General features: G+C 74.9%; 22 protein-coding genes. 15 read left to right on the forward strand and 7 right to left on the reverse strand.

The annotated features are described in order from the left end of the window. Window positions 1-95 precede the first annotated feature (95 nt). The 6 genes from I598_RS11455 to I598_RS11475 all read left to right on the forward strand — a co-directional run bounded on the left by I598_RS11455 (window position 96) and on the right by I598_RS11475 (window position 3,385). On the forward strand, window positions 96-386 hold the full coding sequence (locus I598_RS11455) for a UBP-type zinc finger domain-containing protein (RefSeq protein ID WP_068205234.1): 291 nt from the start codon (window positions 96-98) through the stop codon (window positions 384-386). A gap of 85 nt (window positions 387-471) precedes the next feature. Next, entirely contained in the window at window positions 472-2,160 is a 1,689-nt protein-coding gene (locus I598_RS11460; RefSeq protein WP_068203071.1) for an FAD-dependent oxidoreductase, read from the forward strand. 23 nt (window positions 2,161-2,183) lie between these two features. After that, on the forward strand, window positions 2,184-2,462 hold the full coding sequence (locus I598_RS11465) for a metal-sensitive transcriptional regulator (RefSeq protein ID WP_068203072.1): 279 nt from the start codon (window positions 2,184-2,186) through the stop codon (window positions 2,460-2,462). Window positions 2,463-2,488: 26 nt separating this feature from the next. Further along, complete coding sequence (locus I598_RS17885) at window positions 2,489-2,653, forward strand: hypothetical protein (RefSeq protein WP_198155686.1); 165 nt, start codon at window positions 2,489-2,491, stop codon at window positions 2,651-2,653. A 123-nt stretch (window positions 2,654-2,776) separates the two neighbouring features. After that, window positions 2,777-3,094, forward strand: a complete 318-nt coding sequence (locus I598_RS11470) for a hypothetical protein (protein WP_157557219.1) — start codon at window positions 2,777-2,779, stop codon at window positions 3,092-3,094. A 60-nt stretch (window positions 3,095-3,154) separates the two neighbouring features. Next, window positions 3,155-3,385, forward strand: coding sequence for a hypothetical protein (locus I598_RS11475; protein WP_068203074.1), 231 nt, complete (start codon window positions 3,155-3,157; stop codon window positions 3,383-3,385). A 36-nt stretch (window positions 3,386-3,421) separates the two neighbouring features. Here the strand turns inward: I598_RS11475 and I598_RS11480 are convergent, their stop codons facing one another. From I598_RS11480 to I598_RS11500, 5 genes are all read right to left on the reverse strand, one after another. Next, window positions 3,422-3,745, reverse strand: coding sequence for a DUF5808 domain-containing protein (locus tag I598_RS11480; RefSeq protein WP_232314138.1), 324 nt, complete (start codon window positions 3,743-3,745; stop codon window positions 3,422-3,424). Window positions 3,746-3,940: 195 nt separating this feature from the next. Then, on the reverse strand, window positions 3,941-4,951 hold the full coding sequence (locus tag I598_RS11485; protein ID WP_068203075.1) for an adenosine deaminase: 1,011 nt from the start codon (window positions 4,949-4,951) through the stop codon (window positions 3,941-3,943). Then, window positions 4,948-6,213, reverse strand: coding sequence for an MFS transporter (locus tag I598_RS11490; protein ID WP_068203076.1), 1,266 nt, complete (start codon window positions 6,211-6,213; stop codon window positions 4,948-4,950). The genes I598_RS11485 and I598_RS11490 overlap by 4 nt, the downstream gene beginning before the upstream one ends. A 22-nt stretch (window positions 6,214-6,235) precedes the next feature. Next, window positions 6,236-6,778: a TetR/AcrR family transcriptional regulator gene (locus I598_RS11495; protein ID WP_068203077.1), complete on the reverse strand. Its 543-nt coding sequence runs from the start codon at window positions 6,776-6,778 to the stop codon at window positions 6,236-6,238. Continuing rightward, window positions 6,775-7,392, reverse strand: a complete 618-nt coding sequence (locus tag I598_RS11500; RefSeq protein ID WP_068205236.1) for a sugar O-acetyltransferase — start codon at window positions 7,390-7,392, stop codon at window positions 6,775-6,777. The genes I598_RS11495 and I598_RS11500 overlap by 4 nt, the downstream gene beginning before the upstream one ends. Before the next feature lie 211 nt (window positions 7,393-7,603). On the opposite strand from I598_RS11500, the gene I598_RS11505 reads away from it, so the two are divergent. The 4 genes from I598_RS11505 (at window position 7,604) to I598_RS11520 (ending at window position 10,693) form a co-directional block, all read left to right on the forward strand. After that, window positions 7,604-8,008, forward strand: coding sequence for a TOBE domain-containing protein (locus I598_RS11505; protein ID WP_068203078.1), 405 nt, complete (start codon window positions 7,604-7,606; stop codon window positions 8,006-8,008). After that, window positions 8,005-8,802, forward strand: coding sequence for a molybdate ABC transporter substrate-binding protein (gene modA / locus I598_RS11510; protein ID WP_232314139.1), 798 nt, complete (start codon window positions 8,005-8,007; stop codon window positions 8,800-8,802). Before I598_RS11505 ends, modA begins: the two co-directional genes overlap by 4 nt. Window positions 8,803-8,879: 77 nt before the next feature. Beyond that, window positions 8,880-9,644: an ABC transporter permease gene (locus I598_RS11515; protein WP_068205238.1), complete on the forward strand. Its 765-nt coding sequence runs from the start codon at window positions 8,880-8,882 to the stop codon at window positions 9,642-9,644. Next, window positions 9,641-10,693 carry a sulfate/molybdate ABC transporter ATP-binding protein gene (locus I598_RS11520; RefSeq protein ID WP_068205239.1) on the forward strand — a complete coding sequence of 351 codons (1,053 nt, stop codon included), beginning with the start codon at window positions 9,641-9,643 and terminating at the stop codon, window positions 10,691-10,693. Before I598_RS11515 ends, I598_RS11520 begins: the two co-directional genes overlap by 4 nt. On the opposite strand, the gene I598_RS11525 is transcribed toward I598_RS11520, so the two are convergent. Together I598_RS11525 and I598_RS11530 are read right to left on the reverse strand one after the other, a co-directional pair. Then, entirely contained in the window at window positions 10,681-12,168 is a 1,488-nt protein-coding gene (locus tag I598_RS11525) for an ATP-binding protein (RefSeq protein ID WP_157557220.1), read from the reverse strand. The genes I598_RS11520 and I598_RS11525 overlap by 13 nt on opposite strands. 47 nt (window positions 12,169-12,215) lie before the next feature. Then, window positions 12,216-12,803 carry a TetR/AcrR family transcriptional regulator gene (locus tag I598_RS11530; protein ID WP_068203080.1) on the reverse strand — a complete coding sequence of 196 codons (588 nt, stop codon included), beginning with the start codon at window positions 12,801-12,803 and terminating at the stop codon, window positions 12,216-12,218. A gap of 99 nt (window positions 12,804-12,902) precedes the next feature. Here I598_RS11530 and I598_RS11535 point away from each other — a divergent pair, with 99 nt between their 5' ends. From I598_RS11535 to I598_RS11555, 5 genes are all read left to right on the forward strand, one after another. After that, complete coding sequence (locus I598_RS11535; RefSeq protein WP_068203081.1) at window positions 12,903-13,286, forward strand: DUF1304 domain-containing protein; 384 nt, start codon at window positions 12,903-12,905, stop codon at window positions 13,284-13,286. Window positions 13,287-13,309: 23 nt separating this feature from the next. Continuing rightward, window positions 13,310-14,332, forward strand: a complete 1,023-nt coding sequence (locus I598_RS11540; RefSeq protein WP_068203082.1) for an NADP-dependent oxidoreductase — start codon at window positions 13,310-13,312, stop codon at window positions 14,330-14,332. 66 nt (window positions 14,333-14,398) lie between these two features. Further along, complete coding sequence (gene arfB, locus I598_RS11545; RefSeq protein WP_068203083.1) at window positions 14,399-14,845, forward strand: alternative ribosome rescue aminoacyl-tRNA hydrolase ArfB; 447 nt, start codon at window positions 14,399-14,401, stop codon at window positions 14,843-14,845. A 167-nt stretch (window positions 14,846-15,012) separates the two neighbouring features. Beyond that, window positions 15,013-15,921: an ABC transporter permease gene (locus tag I598_RS11550; RefSeq protein ID WP_068203084.1), complete on the forward strand. Its 909-nt coding sequence runs from the start codon at window positions 15,013-15,015 to the stop codon at window positions 15,919-15,921. Further along, window positions 15,894-16,661 carry an ABC transporter ATP-binding protein gene (locus tag I598_RS11555; protein WP_083973214.1) on the forward strand — a complete coding sequence of 256 codons (768 nt, stop codon included), beginning with the start codon at window positions 15,894-15,896 and terminating at the stop codon, window positions 16,659-16,661. The genes I598_RS11550 and I598_RS11555 overlap by 28 nt, the downstream gene beginning before the upstream one ends. Window positions 16,662-16,673: the final 12 nt, after the last annotated feature.

Genomic DNA, 16,673 nt, shown 5'->3' on the forward strand with positions numbered 1-16,673 from the left:
CGGCCGGGGTTCGGCGCGTCCGCGCCGCGCCCGGGCCGCGCCCGGCCGCCGTGCCTACACTCGAGGCCACCTGGACCGAGCGGAGGGCGGAAGCCATGACCGTCGACTGTTCCCACCTGGCCGGGGTCGTCCCGGTCGCCCCGGAGGCGCAGGGCGTGTGCCCGGAGTGCGTGGCGGCGGGGGGCACCTGGGTGCACCTGCGGGCGTGCCTGGGGTGCGGCCACGTCGGCTGCTGCGACTCGTCGCCGAGCCGGCACGCCACGCAGCACTTCCGGACGACGGACCACCCGTTGGTCCGGTCGCTGGAGCCGGGCGAGCACTGGGGGTGGTGCTACGCGGACGAGGTGCTGGTCCCCGGCCGGGAGATGCCGCCCGAGGTGTCCTGAGCGGCACGCCGGGCCGACCTGCACGGACGTCCTGACCTGGCGGAGGCGTTTGGAGCGGATACCCCCTGGGGTATACAATCGAGGCATGAAGATCGTGATCGTGGGTGGGGTCGGCGGCGGCATGAGCGCCGCCGCGCGCGCCCGCCGCCTGTCCGAGGACGCCGAGATCGTCGTCCTCGACCGCGGCGAGCACGTGTCGTTCGCGGGCTGCGGCCTGCCGTACCACGTGGGCGGGGAGGTGCCCGAGGACGACCTGCTCGTCCAGACCCCGGCGTCGCTCCAGGCGTCGCTCGCCCTCGACGTCCGCCCCCGGCATGACGTCGTCGGCCTCGACCCGGCGACCCGCACCCTCACCGTCCGCACGGCGTCCGGCGAGGAGCGGATCGCCTACGACGCCCTGCTGCTGTCACCCGGCGCCCGGGCCGTCCGGCCGCCCGTCCCCGGCCTCGACTCGCCGCGCGTGCGCACCCTGCGCACCGTCGCCGACGCCACCGCCCTGCGGTCCGCCGTCGACGCCGGGGCCCGCCGCGCCGTCGTCCTCGGCGCCGGTTTCATCGGCCTGGAGGCCGCCGAGGCGCTCGCCTCCCAGGGCCTCGACGTCACGGTGGTCGAGACGGCCGGGCACCCGCTGCCCCCGCTGGAGCCCGAGCTCGGCGCCCTGGTCGCCGACGAGCTCCGCCGCCTCGGCGTCACCGTCCGCACCGGCGTCGCCGCGACCGCCGTCGCGCACGGCGCGGACCACGACGTCGTCGCCCTCGCCGACGGCACCCGCGTGGACGCCGACGTCGTCGTGCTCGCCGTCGGGGTCCGCCCCGACACCGACGTGGTCGCCGCCGCCGGGATCCGCGTCGAGCGCGGCGCCATCGTCGTGGACGAGCGCGGCCGCACCAGCGCCGAGGGCATCTGGGCCGTCGGTGACGCCACCGTCGCCACGGATGCGGTGACGGGCGAACGACGACCCGTCGCCCTCGCCGGGCCGGCGGCGCGCGCGGGCCGGCTCGTCGCCGACCAGATCCTGCGCCCCGCCACCGCCCGGCCGCTGCCGACCGCGCTCGCGACCGCCGTCGTGCGGGTCGGCGACCTCACCGCCGCGACCACCGGGGCGAACCGCGCCGCCCTCACCCGGGCCGGCGTCGACCACCGCACCGTGCACCTGCACCCCGCCCACCACGTCGGCTGGTTCCCGGGCGCCGAGCAGATCCACCTGGTCGTGCACGTCGCCGCCGCGGACGGTCGCGTCCTCGGCGCGCAGGCCGTCGGCCGGGCCGGGGTCGACAAGCGGATCGACGTGCTCGCCACGGCGATCCGGGCAGGCTTCACCGCCGACGACCTCGTCGACCTCGACCTCGCCTACGCCCCGCCGTTCGGCGCCGCGAAGGACCCGGTGAACCTCGCCGGGATGGTCGCCGCGAACGTCCTCGACGGCACCCTGCGCCTCTGGTACCCCGAGGACGTCGACGACGCCCTGGCGACCGCGCTCGTCCTCGACGTGCGCAGCGGGGCCGAGTTCGCCGCCGGGCACTTGCCGGGATCGCTGCTCGTGCCGCACACCGAGCTGCGCGATCGCCTCGACGAGGTGGTCGCCGCCGCCGCGGGCCGCCCCGTGCGCGTCCTGTGCGGGTCGGGCGTGCGCTCGCACATCGCCCACCGCGTGCTGGAGCAGGCGGGGCTGGACTCCGCGTCGCTGTCGGGCGGCATGCTGACCCTGCGGGCCGCGCTCGACGCCCGCGGCTCCGACCTGATCGTCACCGCCGAGCCGGCGCTCGCCCGCTGAGGCCCCACCGAGAGGAGACCCCCGTGGTCGTCAACGACCCCGACGCGCAGCGTCGCGTGCTCAACCGTCTCAAGCGTGCCCGCGGGCAGCTCGACGCCGTCATCGCGTCCGTCGAGTCCGGCGGCCGCTGCCGCGACGTCGTCACCCAGCTGTCCGCCGTGTCCAGCGCGCTGGACCGGGCGGGTTTCGCGATCATCGCGACCGCGATGAAGGACTGCGTCACCGACCCTGAGCAGGCCGCCGCCGACGAGGACGGCCTGACCACCGCCGAGCTCGAGAAGCTCTTCCTCAGCCTCGCCTGAGGCGAACCGACGAAGGAGAACCACCCATGTGCCAGCCCGTCACCTGCCGCACCTGCGGCAAGACCACCTGGACCGGCTGCGGGATGCACGTCGACGACGTCCGCCGCGCCGTCCCCGCCGCGCAGTGGTGCGACGGCCACGACGAGCCCGCCCGCGGCGGGTTTCTGTCGCGCCTGTTCGGCGGCCGCTGAGCCACCGGTAGCTGACGCCGGTCGAGGTGGAACCTGCCCGGCCGGGAGATGCTTCTCGGGTCGCGGCGTCCCAGCTGACGATCACGACGTGAATGTTCCGGCGGCACCCGGGACGATTGCCCGGTGCACACGAGACGGACCGGACGAAGAACCCCCGAGGGCGCGATCCGGACCGTCCGCTTCTGGCTTCCCGTCGTGGCGACCGTGTCCTTCCTCCTCGCCGGCGCGCTGCTCGTCGGACTGCTCACCGACGCGTGGGGCGACGAGCCCAAGAACGTCGCGCGGTGGTTCGGTGTCGTCATGACCACGGGTCTGGGCGTCACCGCGACGTGGGTGCGCGTGCTGGCCATGCGCGAGATCCGCAGCGGCCGGTACCCGCGTGCGCCCGGGCCGTCGGGCACCGGCCCGGACGCACGCCGGCAGGAGCCGATGACCCGATGACCGGTGCGCGGCGCGTACCGTCCATCCCGGTCGCCGCGGCCGGGCGGGTAGGTTGACCGCATGACACGCTCGACCCGCCGTCCTTGGCTCGCGCTCCTGGGGGCGCTGCTGTTCTGGGGCGGGACCGTCATGACGGTCCTGTTCGTCGCCGCGGCCGTGTGGCTGCTGGCTGACGACGGTCAGCCCGCCTGGGTGGTGCTGCTCGCGTCCGTCCTGGTCGCCGCACTCGGTGCAGGCGTCGTCCGGCTCAGCCGGGTGCCGTTCTCGGACGCGCTCAACGTCGGGTTCTAGGGCCGGCGGGGTTGCTCCCGGTCGACGACGCCCGCGTCAGTCGGTGACCTCGGCCGCGGAGCGCCCGTCGATCCAGCCCCGGACGACGGCGACGATGCGGCCGAGATTGACCGCCCAGCCGACGCCGAACACCTTGGGGCCGACGATCTTCGGGTTGTCCGGCGACCACCACCGCTCCTTGACCCGTTCCAGGGTGGGGAAGCGGAGCTCGTAGGGCACGAACCCGAGCTTTCCGTGCCACGTCCGGTCCTCGGGGTCCTGGCGGAGCTCCTTGACGACCGCCGCCGCGAGCAGGGCGAGGGTCACCACCCGCACCGCCGCGTTGAACCCGCTCTTCTTCTTCATGCCGCCGGCCGTCATCGGTGTCCTCCGTCGTCGTCGGGTGTCCCGCCACCCATCGTGCCCCCTGCGGGGCTCCACGGCCATGGCGTCGGTGCTGCGGATCCTCACGGATCGGCTCGCGATCCGTGAGGATCCGCAGCGTGGCGCCTGCCGACGCCGTGGACTCTCCGGCATCAGCGGGTCATGCGCCAGGAAGCGCGGCGCCGTCGACGGTCAGGAGGCAGCCGCGATCTCGGCCAGCAGCGCGTCCCGGCGGTCCGCGGGCAGGAACGACGACCGCACGGAGTTCGCCGCGAGCGTCGCCCGCTGCTCGGCGGTGAGACCGTGGGCGCCCTCCAGCGCGGCGAGGTTGTCGTCGAGGTGGCCGCCGAAGTAGGCAGGGTCGTCCGAGTGGACGGACACGTTGAGTCCGCGGTCCAGCATCTCCAGCAGCGGGTGCTCGTGGATCGAGCCGACGGCGCGCAGCGCCACGTTCGACAGCGGGCACACCGTCAGCGGCACCTGCTCGGCCACCAGGCGCTCGACGAGGGCGTCGTCGTCGAGGCAGCGGATGCCGTGGTCGATGCGCTCGGCGCCGAGCAGGTCCAGGGCGTCGGCGACGTACGACGCCGGGCCCTCCTCCCCCGCGTGCGCCACGCGCCGCAGCCCGGCCTCGCGGGCGCGGGCGTACAGCCGGACGAACTTCGACGGCGGGTTGCCGACCTCGGCGGAGTCGAGGCCGATGCCGACGATCGGCGCGTCCATCGCCAGCAGCCGCTCCAGGACGTCGAGCGCCTCGTCCTCGTCGCGGTCGCGCAGGAACGCGGCGATCAGCAGCGTCGAGACGCCGAACTCCTCCTCGCTGGTGGCCAGGACCGACGCGATGCCGTCCACGACCGTCTCCAGCGGCACCCCGCGCACCAGGTGGGCCTGCGGGTCGAACATGATCTCCGCGTGCCGCACCCCCGCGGCGGCGGCCCGGCGCAGGTAGGCGCGCGTCATGTCCGCGAAGTCCTCGGCCGTGCGCAGCACCGCCATGTTCGCGTAGTACAGGTCGAGGAACGACTGCAGGTCCGTGAAGTCGTAGGCGCTGCGCAGCGACTCGACGTCCGGGTACGGCAGCGTGACGCCGTGGCGCGCGGCGAGCTCCATGACCAGCTCGGGCTCCAGCGTGCCCTCGACGTGCAGGTGGAGCTCGGCGTGGGGCAGCGGGGCGGGCTCGGGGTGCGGGTGCGCGGTGGTCACGCCTCGATGGTGCCAGCCCGACGACGGCCCGGCAGCATCGCCCCGGCCACCACGACCGTGAGGCCCGCCACGGGCACCACGAGCAGCGCGACGCGCAGGGAGGTCGCGTCGGCGAGGATCCCGATGACGGGCGGCATGACCAGGAACCCGACCCGCAGCAGCAGGGACACGACGGCGAGCCCGGTGCCGGCCCGCAGGCCGGGCAGCTCGTCGGCGGCGTGCATCGCGGCGGGGATGACGGTGGCGACGCCGAACCCGGCGAGCGCGAACCCGAGGATCGTCGTCGGGACGGACGGGAACGCCAGCGCGAGGCCCATCGCGACGGCGACGAGCACGCCGCCCGCGCGGGCGACGGCGGCCTGGCCGAACCGGTCGACGAACCGGTCGCCGGTGGCGCGGCCGAGGAACTCCATCGCCATGAACGCGACGAACCCGGTCGCGGCGACGGCCCCGACGGCGTCGAGCGACCCGGACAGGTACAGGGTCGCCCACGAGTTCGCGCCGTCCTCGATGATGGCGCCCGCGATCGCGACGACGACGAACGCCGCCAGCAGGAGCCCGACCCGCCCCCGGCGGGACACCGGCGCCGCCGCCGGGCCGGACCCGACCTCGAGGGGTCCGGTGGCCCGGGCGGCCGCGGCCGCGTCGTCGGCGGCGCGCACGTCGGCGTCGTGGCCGGGCAGGCGGAACCGGAACGCGACGAGCGCGACCAGGACGAAGATCGCGCCGGAGATCGTCAGGTGCACGCCGAGCGGCAGGTCCAGCGCGATGGCGGCGGCCGCCATGCCGCCGCCGACCACGGCACCGGCGGACCACAGGGCGTGGAACGAGTTGAAGATCGAGCGGCCGTACCGGCGCTGGACGCGCAGGCCGTGCGCGTTCTGCCCGACGTCCGTCACGGCGTCGGCCGCGCCGCCCAGGAACAGCGCCACCGCGACCAGGGCCAGCGACGGCGCGAACCCGACGCCGACCATCGCGAGGGCCGTGAGGACGGTGCCGGCCACGGCGACGGCCGCCGAGCCGAAGCGTCGGATGATCGCCGCGGCGGCGAGGCCGGACAGCATCGCGCCCGCGGGGAACGCGACCACCATGAGCCCGTACACCGTGTTCGACAGGTCGAGCGCGTCCTTGATCTCCGGGTAGCGCGGCAGGAGGTTGGCGAACAGCGCGCCGTTGGTGAGGAACAGGGCGGACACCGCGGCACGTGCCCGGCGGTCGGCGCGGGTCGGGCCGGCGAGGGTCGGCTCGTCGCTGATGGTCATGCGCAGGACTTCCTTCGGTGGTTCACGGGACCAGGAGACGGCGGACACCCGCCCGGACGACGGCGTCGTCGGGCGGCTCCGTGTCCAGGGCACGGTGGATGGTGACGCCCTCGACGAACGCGTCGAGCATCCGGCAGGTCAGGGGGTCGAAGTGGCGGGCGAGCGCGGCGCGACTGCGCGCCATCCACTCGTTGGTCAGGGTGCGGAACGCGGGCTCGCGCGCCGCGAGGGTGTAGAGCTCGTGGGTGAGCACCAGGTCGCGCTGGGTGGCGAACACGTCCGTGGTGATGATCGCGACGACGGCGTCCGCCGCCGCCTCGGCACCGGTCGCCTCGCTCATGCGGCGCTCGAACGCCGCGGCCTGCTGCTCCGCGAACCGGCCGAACGCCTCCCGCAGCAGGTCGTCCATCCCGGCGAAGTGGTACGTCATCGACCCGAGCGGCACGTCCGCCACCGCGGCGACCCGGCGGTGCGACGTCCCGGCCACGCCGTGCTCGGCGACGACGTCGAGGCACGCGTCGACGATGCGGTCGCGGCGGTGCGGGTCGTGGCGGCGGGTGGTCACGGCGTGGGCTCCGGCGGCGTGGGCCGGTCGATGTTCTCCCGGATCACCCGGGCCGGGTTGCCGACGGCGACGACGTTCGCCGGGAGGTCCCGGGTGACGACGGCGCCCGCGCCGACGACGGTGTTGTCGCCGATGGTGACGCCTGGGCAGACGATCACCCCGCCGCCGAGCCAGACGTTGTCGCCGAGGGTGATCGGCCGTGCGGCCTCGAGCTTGTCGCGGCGCGGACCCGGGTCGATCGGGTGCGTCGGCGTGAGGAGCTGGACGTTCGGGCCGATCTGGCAGTCTGCGCCGAGGGTGATGGTCGCGACGTCGAGGGCGACGAGACCGACGTTGACGAACGTGCGCTCCCCGACGTGCAGGTTCTCGCCGTAGTCGACGGCCAGCGGCGGCCGGACGTGGGCGCCCTCACCGAGGGTGCCGAGCACGTCGGCGAGGATCTCGCGGGCTCCCGGCTCGCCGCGGACGACGGCGAGGCGGTAGTCCTCGAGGCGTGCGGTGGCCCGCTGCGCGATGCGGTGGCTCTCCGGGTCGTCGGCGACGTAGAGGTCGCCCGCCAGCATCCGCTCACGGTTGGTCCGCGGGTCGCCGGCGAAGTGGTCGGTCGTCGTCATGCGGACGATCGTACCCACGATGCGTACGAACGTACACATCTCCTGGCGATGTGCGTCGCGCCGTCGAACCTCACGCATGAGGTGGTGATGTCGGAGGAATCCCGACGCCGACCCGAGTCGCGCCGGGAAGCATCCGTCGACCCCGGGCCGTGTCGCACGCGCGGATCACTGGCCACGTTAGACACGCAGATGAGGTACTAGAGTCGTCGTCGTGCCGACGATGAGGGTGAGCGAGGCTGCCGTCTACCTGGGCGTCAGCGACGACACGGTCCGCCGCTGGATCGACCGCGGGCTGCTGACCGCGACCACGGACGACGCGGGCCGCAAGGTCGTGGACGGGTACGAGGTCGCGATGGTCGCGCGCGAGCACGCGACGCCGCCCGGCCTGCCGCCGGGGATGAGGAGCTCCGCGCGCAACCGGTTCGTCGGGCTCGTCACCGACCTCACGGTCGACACCGTGATGGCGCAGGTCGAGCTCCAGTGCGGACCGTTCCGCGTCGTCTCCCTCATGAGCGCGGAGGCCGTGCGCGACCTCGGGCTGGAGCGCGGGTCCGTCGCGGTGGCCGTCATCAAGTCCACGAACGTCGTCGTCGAGACGCCCGAAGGGTCCGCGTGATCCCCGTCGGCGGCCGGCGGCCCTCCCTCATCGCGGCGGTGGCCCTCGTCGTCGGCGCGACGGCGACGCTCACCGGATGCTCGCCGGACGGCGCGGCAGGTGCCGACGACGCGGGCACCACGACACTCACGGTCTTCGCGGCGGCGTCGCTCACCGAGGCGTTCGAGCAGGTCGCCGCCGACTTCGAGGCCACGCACGACGGCGTGGACGTGCAGCTGTCGTTCGCGGGGTCGTCGGACCTCGTCGCGCAGATCCAGCAGGGGGCGCCGGCCGACGTCATCGCGACGGCCGACACCGCGACCATGGACAGGCTGGTGGCCGACGACCTGGTCGACGACCCCCGCGACGTCGCCACGAACACGTTGACGATCGCCGTCCCGGCGGGCAACCCGGCCGGAGTGAGGGGCCTGGCGGACCTCGCCGACCCCGCCCGCACCGTGGTGCTGTGCGCCCCGGAGGTGCCGTGCGGCGCCGCCGCAGCGCGCGTCGCGGACGCGGCGGGTGTCGTCCTCGCCCCGGACAGCGAGGAGCAGAGCGTCACGGACGTGCTCGGCAAGGTCACCGCGGGCGAGGCGGACGCCGGGCTCGTCTACGTCACCGACGTCGTCCGCGGGGGCGACGCCGTCGAGGGCGTCGACGTCCCGGAGGCCGCGCGCGCCGTCAACACGTACCCGATCGCCACGGTCTCGGGCGCCGCGCAGGCGGACCTCGCCGCGCAGCTCGTCGACGCCGTCCTGTCGCCGGAGGGTCAGGCCGTGCTGGCGGACCTGGGCTTCGCGCCGCCGTCGTCGTGACCACGTCGACGACGGCAGGGCCCCGGGCGGAGCGCGGCGCCACGCCCCGCACGACGTCCGGCGAGGTCGCCGTCGGGCTGCCGCGGTGGGCGTACGTGCCCGCGGCGCTGGGCGGGCTGCTGATCCTGCTCCCGCTGGTGGCGATGACGACGCGTGTCGACTGGCGCGACTGGTGGTCGCTCGTGACGAGCGAGTCGGCGCGGGCGGCGCTGGTGCTGAGCCTGCAGACCGCGGGCGCGAGCACGGTGGCGTGCCTGGTGCTCGGCGTGCCGATGGCGCTGGTGCTGGCGCGTTCGGGGTCCCGGCTGCTGCGGCGGCTGCGTCCGCTGGTGCTGGTGCCGCTGGTGCTGCCGCCGGTGGTGGGCGGCATCGCGCTGCTCGCGACGTTCGGGCGGCGCGGGCTGCTGGGCGAGACGCTGGAGTTTGCAGGCGTCCAGGTCGCGTTCTCGACGGCGGCGGTGGTGATCGCGCAGACGTTCGTGGCGCTGCCGTTCCTCGTGGTGAGCCTGGAGGGGGCGCTGCGCACGGCGGGGTCGCGGTACGACGTCGTCGCGGCATCCCTGGGCGCCCGCCCGACGACGGTGCTGCGGCGCGTGACGCTGCCGCTGGTGTGGCCGGGGCTGGTGTCGGGGGCGGTGCTGTCGTTCGCGCGGGCGCTGGGCGAGTTCGGCGCGACGATCACGTTCGCGGGCAGCCTCCAGGGGACCACCCGCACGCTGCCGCTGGAGATCTACCTGGCGCGCGAGACGGACCCGGACGCGGCGGTGGCACTGTCGCTGCTGCTCGTCGTGGTGGCGGTCGCGGTCATCGCGCTGGCCCGCCCGCGCGGGGGTGCGTGGTGACGCTCGACCTCGACGTCCGGCTCGCCGCGCGCGGCCTCGACGTGGCGCTGGAGGTCGCCGACGGCGAGACCTTGGCGCTGCTGGGGCCGAACGGCGCGGGCAAGTCGACGACGCTGGGGGCCGTCGCGGGGACGTTGCGCCCGGACGACGGGCGGGTGGCCCTGGACGGCCGCACGCTCGCGCACGTCGAGAGCGGGCGCCTCCGGGCGTGGGTCGCACCGCACGACCGGCACGTCGCGCTGCTCGCGCAGGAGCCGCTGCTGTTCCCGCACCTGAGCGTGGCCGACAACGTGGCGTTCGGGCCGCGCGCGCAGGGGGCGGGCCGGCGGGAGGCCGCCGCGCGGGCGGCGGAGTGGCTGGACCGGGTGGGTGTCGCCGGCCTCGCCGCGCGGCGCCCGTCCACGCTGTCCGGCGGGCAGGCGCAGCGGGTCGCGGTGGCCCGTGCCCTGGCCGCGCGCCCGAGGCTGCTGCTGCTGGACGAGCCGATGGCGGCGCTCGACGTCGACGTCGCGCCCGCGCTGCGCCAGACGTTGCGTCACGTGCTGGCCGACCAGACCACGGTGATCACGACGCACGACGTGCTGGACGCGCTGCTGCTGGCCGACCGGGTCGCGGTGGTGGACGACGGCCGCGTCGTGGAGCAGGGCCCGACGGCGCAGGTCCTGGGCCGGCCGCGCAGCGCGTTCGCGGCGTCGCTGGCCGGGCTGAACCTGTGGACGGGGGTGTGGACGGGCGACGGGGTGCGCACCGACGCGGGCGCCGTGGTCCACGGTCACCACGACCCGCAGGTGCCCGCCGGCGCGGCGGCGGTGGCCGCATTCCGCCCGGCCGCCGTGGCGGTGTTCCTCGCCCCGGTGCCCGGGTCGCCCCGCAACCTGCTGCCCGGCACGGTCCGCACGGTGGAACCGCACGGCGACCTGCTGCGCGTCCGCGGGGACCGGGTCGCGGCCGACGTCACGCCGCAGGCCGTCGCCGAGCTCGGCCTGGCCCCCGGCGTCGACGTCTGGTTCTCCGTCAAGGCCGCCGAGGTGGACGTCTACCCGGCGTGATCCCCGTCGGCCGCTCGCCCGGGCGTCCAGGCCGCCAGGAGGTCGTCGGCACCCAGCACCAGGTCGATGCCGGGCGCCGGTTCCCCGCCGGGGGTGATCGCCGCGAGCACGGCGTCCTGGGCGCGAAGCACCCGCTCCCGGGCGGTGACCAGCGCCCGCACCTCGGCGGCGGTGAGGCCGCCCGAGGGCCGCCACTTCACGGACCCGACGACGGCGGACCGTTCTGCCGTGGTCGCGACGACGTCGACCTCGACCCGGCCGTCGCGGGTCCACCAGGGCAGCACCTGCTCGACCCCGGCGAGCCGCGGGTCCGTCCGGCCCAGGCGGGTGAGAGCCTCACGGACGACCGGTTCGACGGTCCGGCCGCGCCAGCTCGACCAGTCGCGGTCGAACGCCGCCACGGCGAGGTCGGCGCGACCCCGGGCGATCTGCTCGACACGGCGCTCGACGTAGCGGAACCAGAACCGCAGGTAGGGGTCGGTGACGCGGTAGCGCCGGAGCCGCCCGGACGGGGCAGCCCACGCGGGCGCCTCCCGCTCGACGAGCCGCTTCGTCTCCGTGAGGGTCTTGAGCGCGCGCGTCGTGGCGGTCTCCAGCGCCTTGCGCTCGGAGGCGTCCTGCACGGCGGAGAGCACGGCCGTGAAGCCGGGGTGCGCGGTGTCGTCGGCGCCGATCGCGGACAGCACCCGGTAGGCCGCCGGGGCGTCGGGGAACTCGGCGTCGAGCGTGAGCCGGGCCGTCGCGACGAGAGGGCTGTACGGGTCGGCGAGCGACGACCGCACATAGTCCTGGGCGCTGCCGCCGTGCGCGGCGAGGTCGGTCACGAGCCGCGGGTACCCACCCGTGACCAGGTAGGCGTCGAACACGTCGACGGCGCGGTGCCCCGGCAGCGCGGACGCGACCTCCGCCGGGTCGAGCGCCGGCACCACGCACGGGCGCAGCCGGCCGAACAGCGGGCGGTCGTGGCCTGCCAGGCGCTCCATCATCGTGACGTCCGACCCGATGAGGACCAGCAGCACGGGGAGCTTCTCCAGCGCGCGGTCCCACTGGACCTGGAGCTCGCCCTCGAGGGTCGGGTCGGCGGCGACCATCCAGGGGAACTCGTCGAGCACCGCGACGACGGGACCCGAGCGGGCCGCGACGGCGAGCCGGCCGAGCCACTCCCGCCAGGACGTCGCCGGGGAGGCGGTCAGGAGGTCGGCGTCGGGCAGCGGGGTCCGGGACTCCGCGATCGCGCGGGTCGCGTCGGCGAGCTGCCGGTGCAGCGGCGACCCGTAGACGCCGGGGACGAACACGCTGGGGACGCCCGCCTGCTCGACGAGCTGCTCGACGAGCGTGGACTTGCCGACCTGTCGGCGCCCCCGCAGCGCCACGATGCGACCCCTGCCCGCGCCGACGACAGCGGCGAGGTGCTCGCGGAGCGCCGCGGCCGCCGCGGGGCGGCGGACAAGACCTTCATCGTGAGCATCATTCACGGGTCGTAGCCTACAGACAGTGTATGTTCGGCGCCAGGGTCGCCAGGTCAGCGCTCGGCGGCACCCAGGAGCTCGAGCGCGCCGTCGAGCGCCCCGGTCGCACTGGCAGGGTCAACGCGCACGAGGGCGAAGGCGCTCACCACGAGCGCCGCGCACAGGTCGGCCAGCCGGGCCCGCTCGGCGGCGTCGCGGTCGGGGAACCGGGCGTCGACCCCGCGCCCGAGCGCGGCGCGCAGCTCGGCCCGGTAGTCGGCCACGACCTGGCGCACGGCGGCGTCGCGGGCGATGGGGGCGCCGGAGGCGTTGACGAGCAGGCAGCCGCTGTCGGCCTGGATCTCCCCGGTGGCGCCGAGCGCCGCGCGCAGCCCGGTGAAGTAGCGCACGACGGCGTCGGGGTCGACGGGGTCGGCGAGCAGCTCGCGCAGCCGGGGTCGGACGACGTCGTCGAGGTAGGTCTGGACGGCGGCGTCGAACAGGCCGCGCTTGGAGCCGAAGGCGTGGTAGATGCTGGAGCGGTTGAGGCCGGTGGCCTCCTCCAGGGCGGGGACGGAGGCGGCCTCGTAGCCGGAGCGCCAGAACACGCCGAGCGCGGCGCGTACGGCGCGGTGCGTGTCGAACGTCTGCGCTCTGCCCATCGTTGACCCCCAGTTGCTGAAACGCTCGTTCCACTATAGTTTGTGAAACGAGCGTTGCACAATCGCGACGCCGTCCGAGAGCAGCGCAGGGAGCACCCGATGATCGTCGCCGGACTCGTCCTGGCAGGCCTGGCCGCCGTGCTGCACGTCTACATCTTCTGGCTCGAGTCCGTCGTGTGGACCACGCGCGCCCGCGCCGTGTTCGGCACCACCGAGGCCGAGGCCGCCGCCACCCGCGAGATGGCCTTCAACCAGGGCTTCTACAACCTGTTCCTGGCGATCGTCACCGCGATCGGCATCGCGCTGCACGCCACCGGGTCCGACGCCGCCGGCGCCGCGCTCGTGCTCGCCGGCACCGGTTCGATGCTCGCCGCGGCCCTCGTGCTGCTGCTCTCCTCCCCCGACAAGCGGGGCGCCGCGATCAAGCAGGGCGCGCTGCCGCTGCTCGCCGTCGTCGCCCTCGCCGTCGGCCTCACGCTCTGACCGCACCACCGAAAGCAGGCCCCATGACCGACGTCGTCTCCACCCAGGTCCAGCTCGCCGCCCGCCCCACCGGCTGGCCGGACGCCGACACGTTCCGCACCGTCCACGTCACCTACGGCGACCTCGCCCCCGGCCAGGTGCGCGTCGTCAACGAGTTCGTGTCCGTCGACCCGTACATGCGCGGCCGCATGAACGACGTCCGCAGCTACACCCCGCCGTACGCGCTGGGCGAGACGATGACGGGCGGTGCCATCGGGCGCGTCGTGGAGTCGGCGTCCGACGACGTCCCCGTCGGCGCGGTCGTCCAGCACCAGTACGGCTGGCGCGACGTCGTCCAGGAGGACGCGAAGGGCTTCCAGGTCGTGCCGGAGATCCCCGGCGTGCCGCTGTCGCTGCGGCTCGGGATGCTCGGGATGACGGGCATGACCGCGTACGTGGGCCTCACCGCGATCGCCGGCCTGCGCGAGGGCGACACCGTGTTCGTCTCCGGGGCCGCGGGCGCCGTCGGGACCGCCGTCGGGCAGGTCGCCCGCCTCCTCGGGGCGTCGCGCGTCGTCGGGTCCGCCGGGTCGGCGGAGAAGGTCGAGCTCCTCACCTCCAAGTACGGCTACGACGCCGCCCTGAACTACAAGGACGCCCCCGTCCGCGAGCAGCTGCGCGACCTCACGCCGGACGGCATCGACGTGTTCTTCGACAACGTCGGCGGCGACCACCTCGAGGCGGCCCTCGACCGCATGAACGACGGCGGACGGCTCGCCCTGTGCGGCGCCATCGCGCAATACAACGACACCACGCGCACGCCCGGGCCCGACAACCTGGGCAACGTCGTGACCCGCGGCCTGACGATCCAGGGCTTCACCCTGCCGAGCTACCTGCACCTCGGGGCCGAGTTCCAGGCCCGCATGACCGAGTGGTTCACCGCCGGGAAGATCGCCTGGGACGAGACCGTCGTGGACGGCATCGAGAACGCCCCGCAGGCGTTCCTCGACATGATGCGCGGCGGGAACATCGGCAAGATGGTCGTCCGCGTCGGCGCTCCGGCCTGACCCTTCGGCAGAGCCCGCCCGTCAATCACCGTGACGGGCGGGCGCCGACGGCGGCACGATGGAGCCATGCCCTCGCACCTCCGCCCCGGACTCGCCGTCGGCCCCGCCCTGACGATCCCCCGCGCGGAGCTGACCGAGCGGTTCTCGCGGTCCTCCGGCCCGGGCGGTCAGGGCGTCAACACCACCGACTCGCGGGTCGAGCTGTCCTGGGACGTGGCCGGCTCCGCGGTGCTGAGCGACGTCCAGCGGGAACGGCTCGTCGCCCGTCTCGGGCACCGCCTGGTCGACGGCGTCCTCACCGTCACGGCGTCCGAGCACCGCGAGCAGCGCCGCAACCGGGACGCCGCCGCGCACCGCCTGGCGGCGCTCGTCGCCGACGCCGTCGCCCCGCCCGGCCCGGCCCGCCGCGCCACCCGCCGCACGCGCGGCTCCCAGGAACGCCGGCTGACCTCCAAGAAGCAGCGGTCCGCGACGAAGCAGATGCGCTCGTCCCGGCCCTCCCGGGACGACTGACCTCCCCGAGGGCGCGCAGGGTCGTCGACGCCGGCCGAGGCGTTCGCCAGGTTCGCGACACGCGGACAGGGATCTCGCGATACGGACGGACCTTGTTAGTGTTTAATTCCGATCGATACGGTCGGACTAATAGGGAACGACTCCAGAGCGTCGCGAGAGGCCCACCCATGACGGCACCACCCGGCACACCTGCCGGCACCCGCACCCCACCCACCCGGGCGTCCGTCCTGCGCACCGTGCCGCCCGACGAGTCCCTGCGCGTCGGCGTCGACGACCGCTTCACCAAGCCGCCGCGCCGGCCCGACCGCGGACGCCGCACCAAGGACCTCGCCGGGCGCGTCGCCGGCCCGCTGGCCGTCCTGCTGCTGTGGTGGCTCGCCACCGCGCTCGACTGGGTCTCCCCGCTCCTGCTGCCCTCGCCCGGCACCGTGCTCGCCACCGGCGTCGACCTCGTCACCTCCGGCGTCCTCGGCGAGAACCTCCTGGTCTCGCTCGGCCGCGCCGGCACCGGCCTCGTCATCGGCATCACCGTCGGCGTGCTGCTGGCCCTGCTGACCGGCCTCAGCCGCGTGGGCGAGCTGCTCATCGACTCGAACGTGCAGATGCTGCGCGCCATGCCGATCCTCGCGCTCCAGCCGCTCGTCATCGTCTGGTTCGGCATCGGGGAGCCCACCAAGATCCTGCTCGTCGCCCTCGCCGTGACGTTCCCCGTCTACATCAACACGCACGCCGCGATCCGCGCCGTCGACGTCCGCTTCGTCGAGCTCGCCCACACCGTCGACCTGTCGCGGTGGTCGCTCGTGCGCCGCGTCGTCCTGCCCGGCGCCCTGCCCGGGTTCCTCACCGGCCTGCGCTTCGCCACCGCGATCTCGTGGCTCGTGCTGGTCGTCGCCGAGCAGATCAACGCCACCGCCGGCATCGGGTTCCTCATGACCCAGGCCCGCACCGTGGCCCGCACCGACGTCATCATCGTCGGCCTCGTCGTCTACGCCCTGCTGGGCCTGCTCTCCGACATCCTCGTCCGCACCCTCGAGAGGAAGGCGCTCGTATGGGCACCCCGACTGCAGGCACGCTGAGCACCTCGGCCGCCTCCCCCCGCCGCGACGGCGAGAGCCCCGTCGTCGTCGACGCCCGCGGCGTCGCCCGCTCCTTCGACGGCCGCGGCGTGCTGCACGACATCACGCTGCAGATCCGGCGCGGCGAGTTCGTCGCCCTGCTGGGCCGGTCCGGCTCCGGCAAGTCGACGCTGCTGCGGATCCTCGCCCAGCTCGACACGGAGCACGACGGCGACCTGCGCGTCCCGGAACGACGCGCCGTCGCGTTCCAGGACTCCCGGCTCCTGCCCTGGGCCCGCGTGCTGCCCAACGTGCTGCTCGGGCTCAAGGACGCCCGGAGCAGGGCCCGCGGCGAGGCCCTGCTCGCCGAGGTCGGGCTGGCCGACCACGCCAGGGCCTGGCCGAAGACCCTGTCGGGCGGCGAGCAGCAGCGCGTCGCCCTGGCCCGGGCGCTCGCCCGCGACCCCGAGCTGCTCCTCATGGACGAGCCGTTCGGCGCGCTGGACGCCCTGACCCGGATCCGCATGCACCGCCTGCTGCGGGGCCTCGTCGCACGGCACTCGCCCGGCGTCCTGCTCGTCACCCACGACGTCGACGAGGCCGTGCTGCTCGCCGACCGCGTCATCGTCCTCACCGACGGCCACCTGTCGCTCGACGAGCCGATCGACCTCCCCGAGGTCGGGCGGCGCTCGCACCCCGGCTTCACCGCCCTGCGCTCCCGCCTGCTCACCGAGCTGGGCGTCGGCGACGACGACCACTGACCGACCGCACCC

Source organism: Isoptericola dokdonensis DS-3 (assembly GCF_001636295.1).
GTDB classification, from domain to species: domain Bacteria; phylum Actinomycetota; class Actinomycetes; order Actinomycetales; family Cellulomonadaceae; genus Isoptericola; species Isoptericola dokdonensis.

Coding starts and splice junctions, on each gene's coding strand:
- I598_RS11460 (WP_068203071.1), top strand. CDS start 472: ATGAAGATCGTGATCGTGGGTGGGGTCGGCGGCGGCATGAGCGCCGCC.
- I598_RS11490 (WP_068203076.1), bottom strand. CDS start 6,213: ATGACCATCAGCGACGAGCCGACCCTCGCCGGCCCGACCCGCGCCGAC.
- arfB (WP_068203083.1), top strand. CDS start 14,399: ATGCCCTCGCACCTCCGCCCCGGACTCGCCGTCGGCCCCGCCCTGACG.
- I598_RS11540 (WP_068203082.1), top strand. CDS start 13,310: ATGACCGACGTCGTCTCCACCCAGGTCCAGCTCGCCGCCCGCCCCACC.
- I598_RS11530 (WP_068203080.1), bottom strand. CDS start 12,803: ATGGGCAGAGCGCAGACGTTCGACACGCACCGCGCCGTACGCGCCGCG.
- I598_RS11555 (WP_083973214.1), top strand. CDS start 15,894: ATGGGCACCCCGACTGCAGGCACGCTGAGCACCTCGGCCGCCTCCCCC.
- I598_RS11455 (WP_068205234.1), top strand. CDS start 96: ATGACCGTCGACTGTTCCCACCTGGCCGGGGTCGTCCCGGTCGCCCCG.
- I598_RS17885 (WP_198155686.1), top strand. CDS start 2,489: ATGTGCCAGCCCGTCACCTGCCGCACCTGCGGCAAGACCACCTGGACC.
- I598_RS11535 (WP_068203081.1), top strand. CDS start 12,903: ATGATCGTCGCCGGACTCGTCCTGGCAGGCCTGGCCGCCGTGCTGCAC.
- I598_RS11550 (WP_068203084.1), top strand. CDS start 15,013: ATGACGGCACCACCCGGCACACCTGCCGGCACCCGCACCCCACCCACC.
- I598_RS11500 (WP_068205236.1), bottom strand. CDS start 7,392: ATGACGACGACCGACCACTTCGCCGGCGACCCGCGGACCAACCGTGAG.
- I598_RS11480 (WP_232314138.1), bottom strand. CDS start 3,745: ATGACGGCCGGCGGCATGAAGAAGAAGAGCGGGTTCAACGCGGCGGTG.
- I598_RS11475 (WP_068203074.1), top strand. CDS start 3,155: ATGACACGCTCGACCCGCCGTCCTTGGCTCGCGCTCCTGGGGGCGCTG.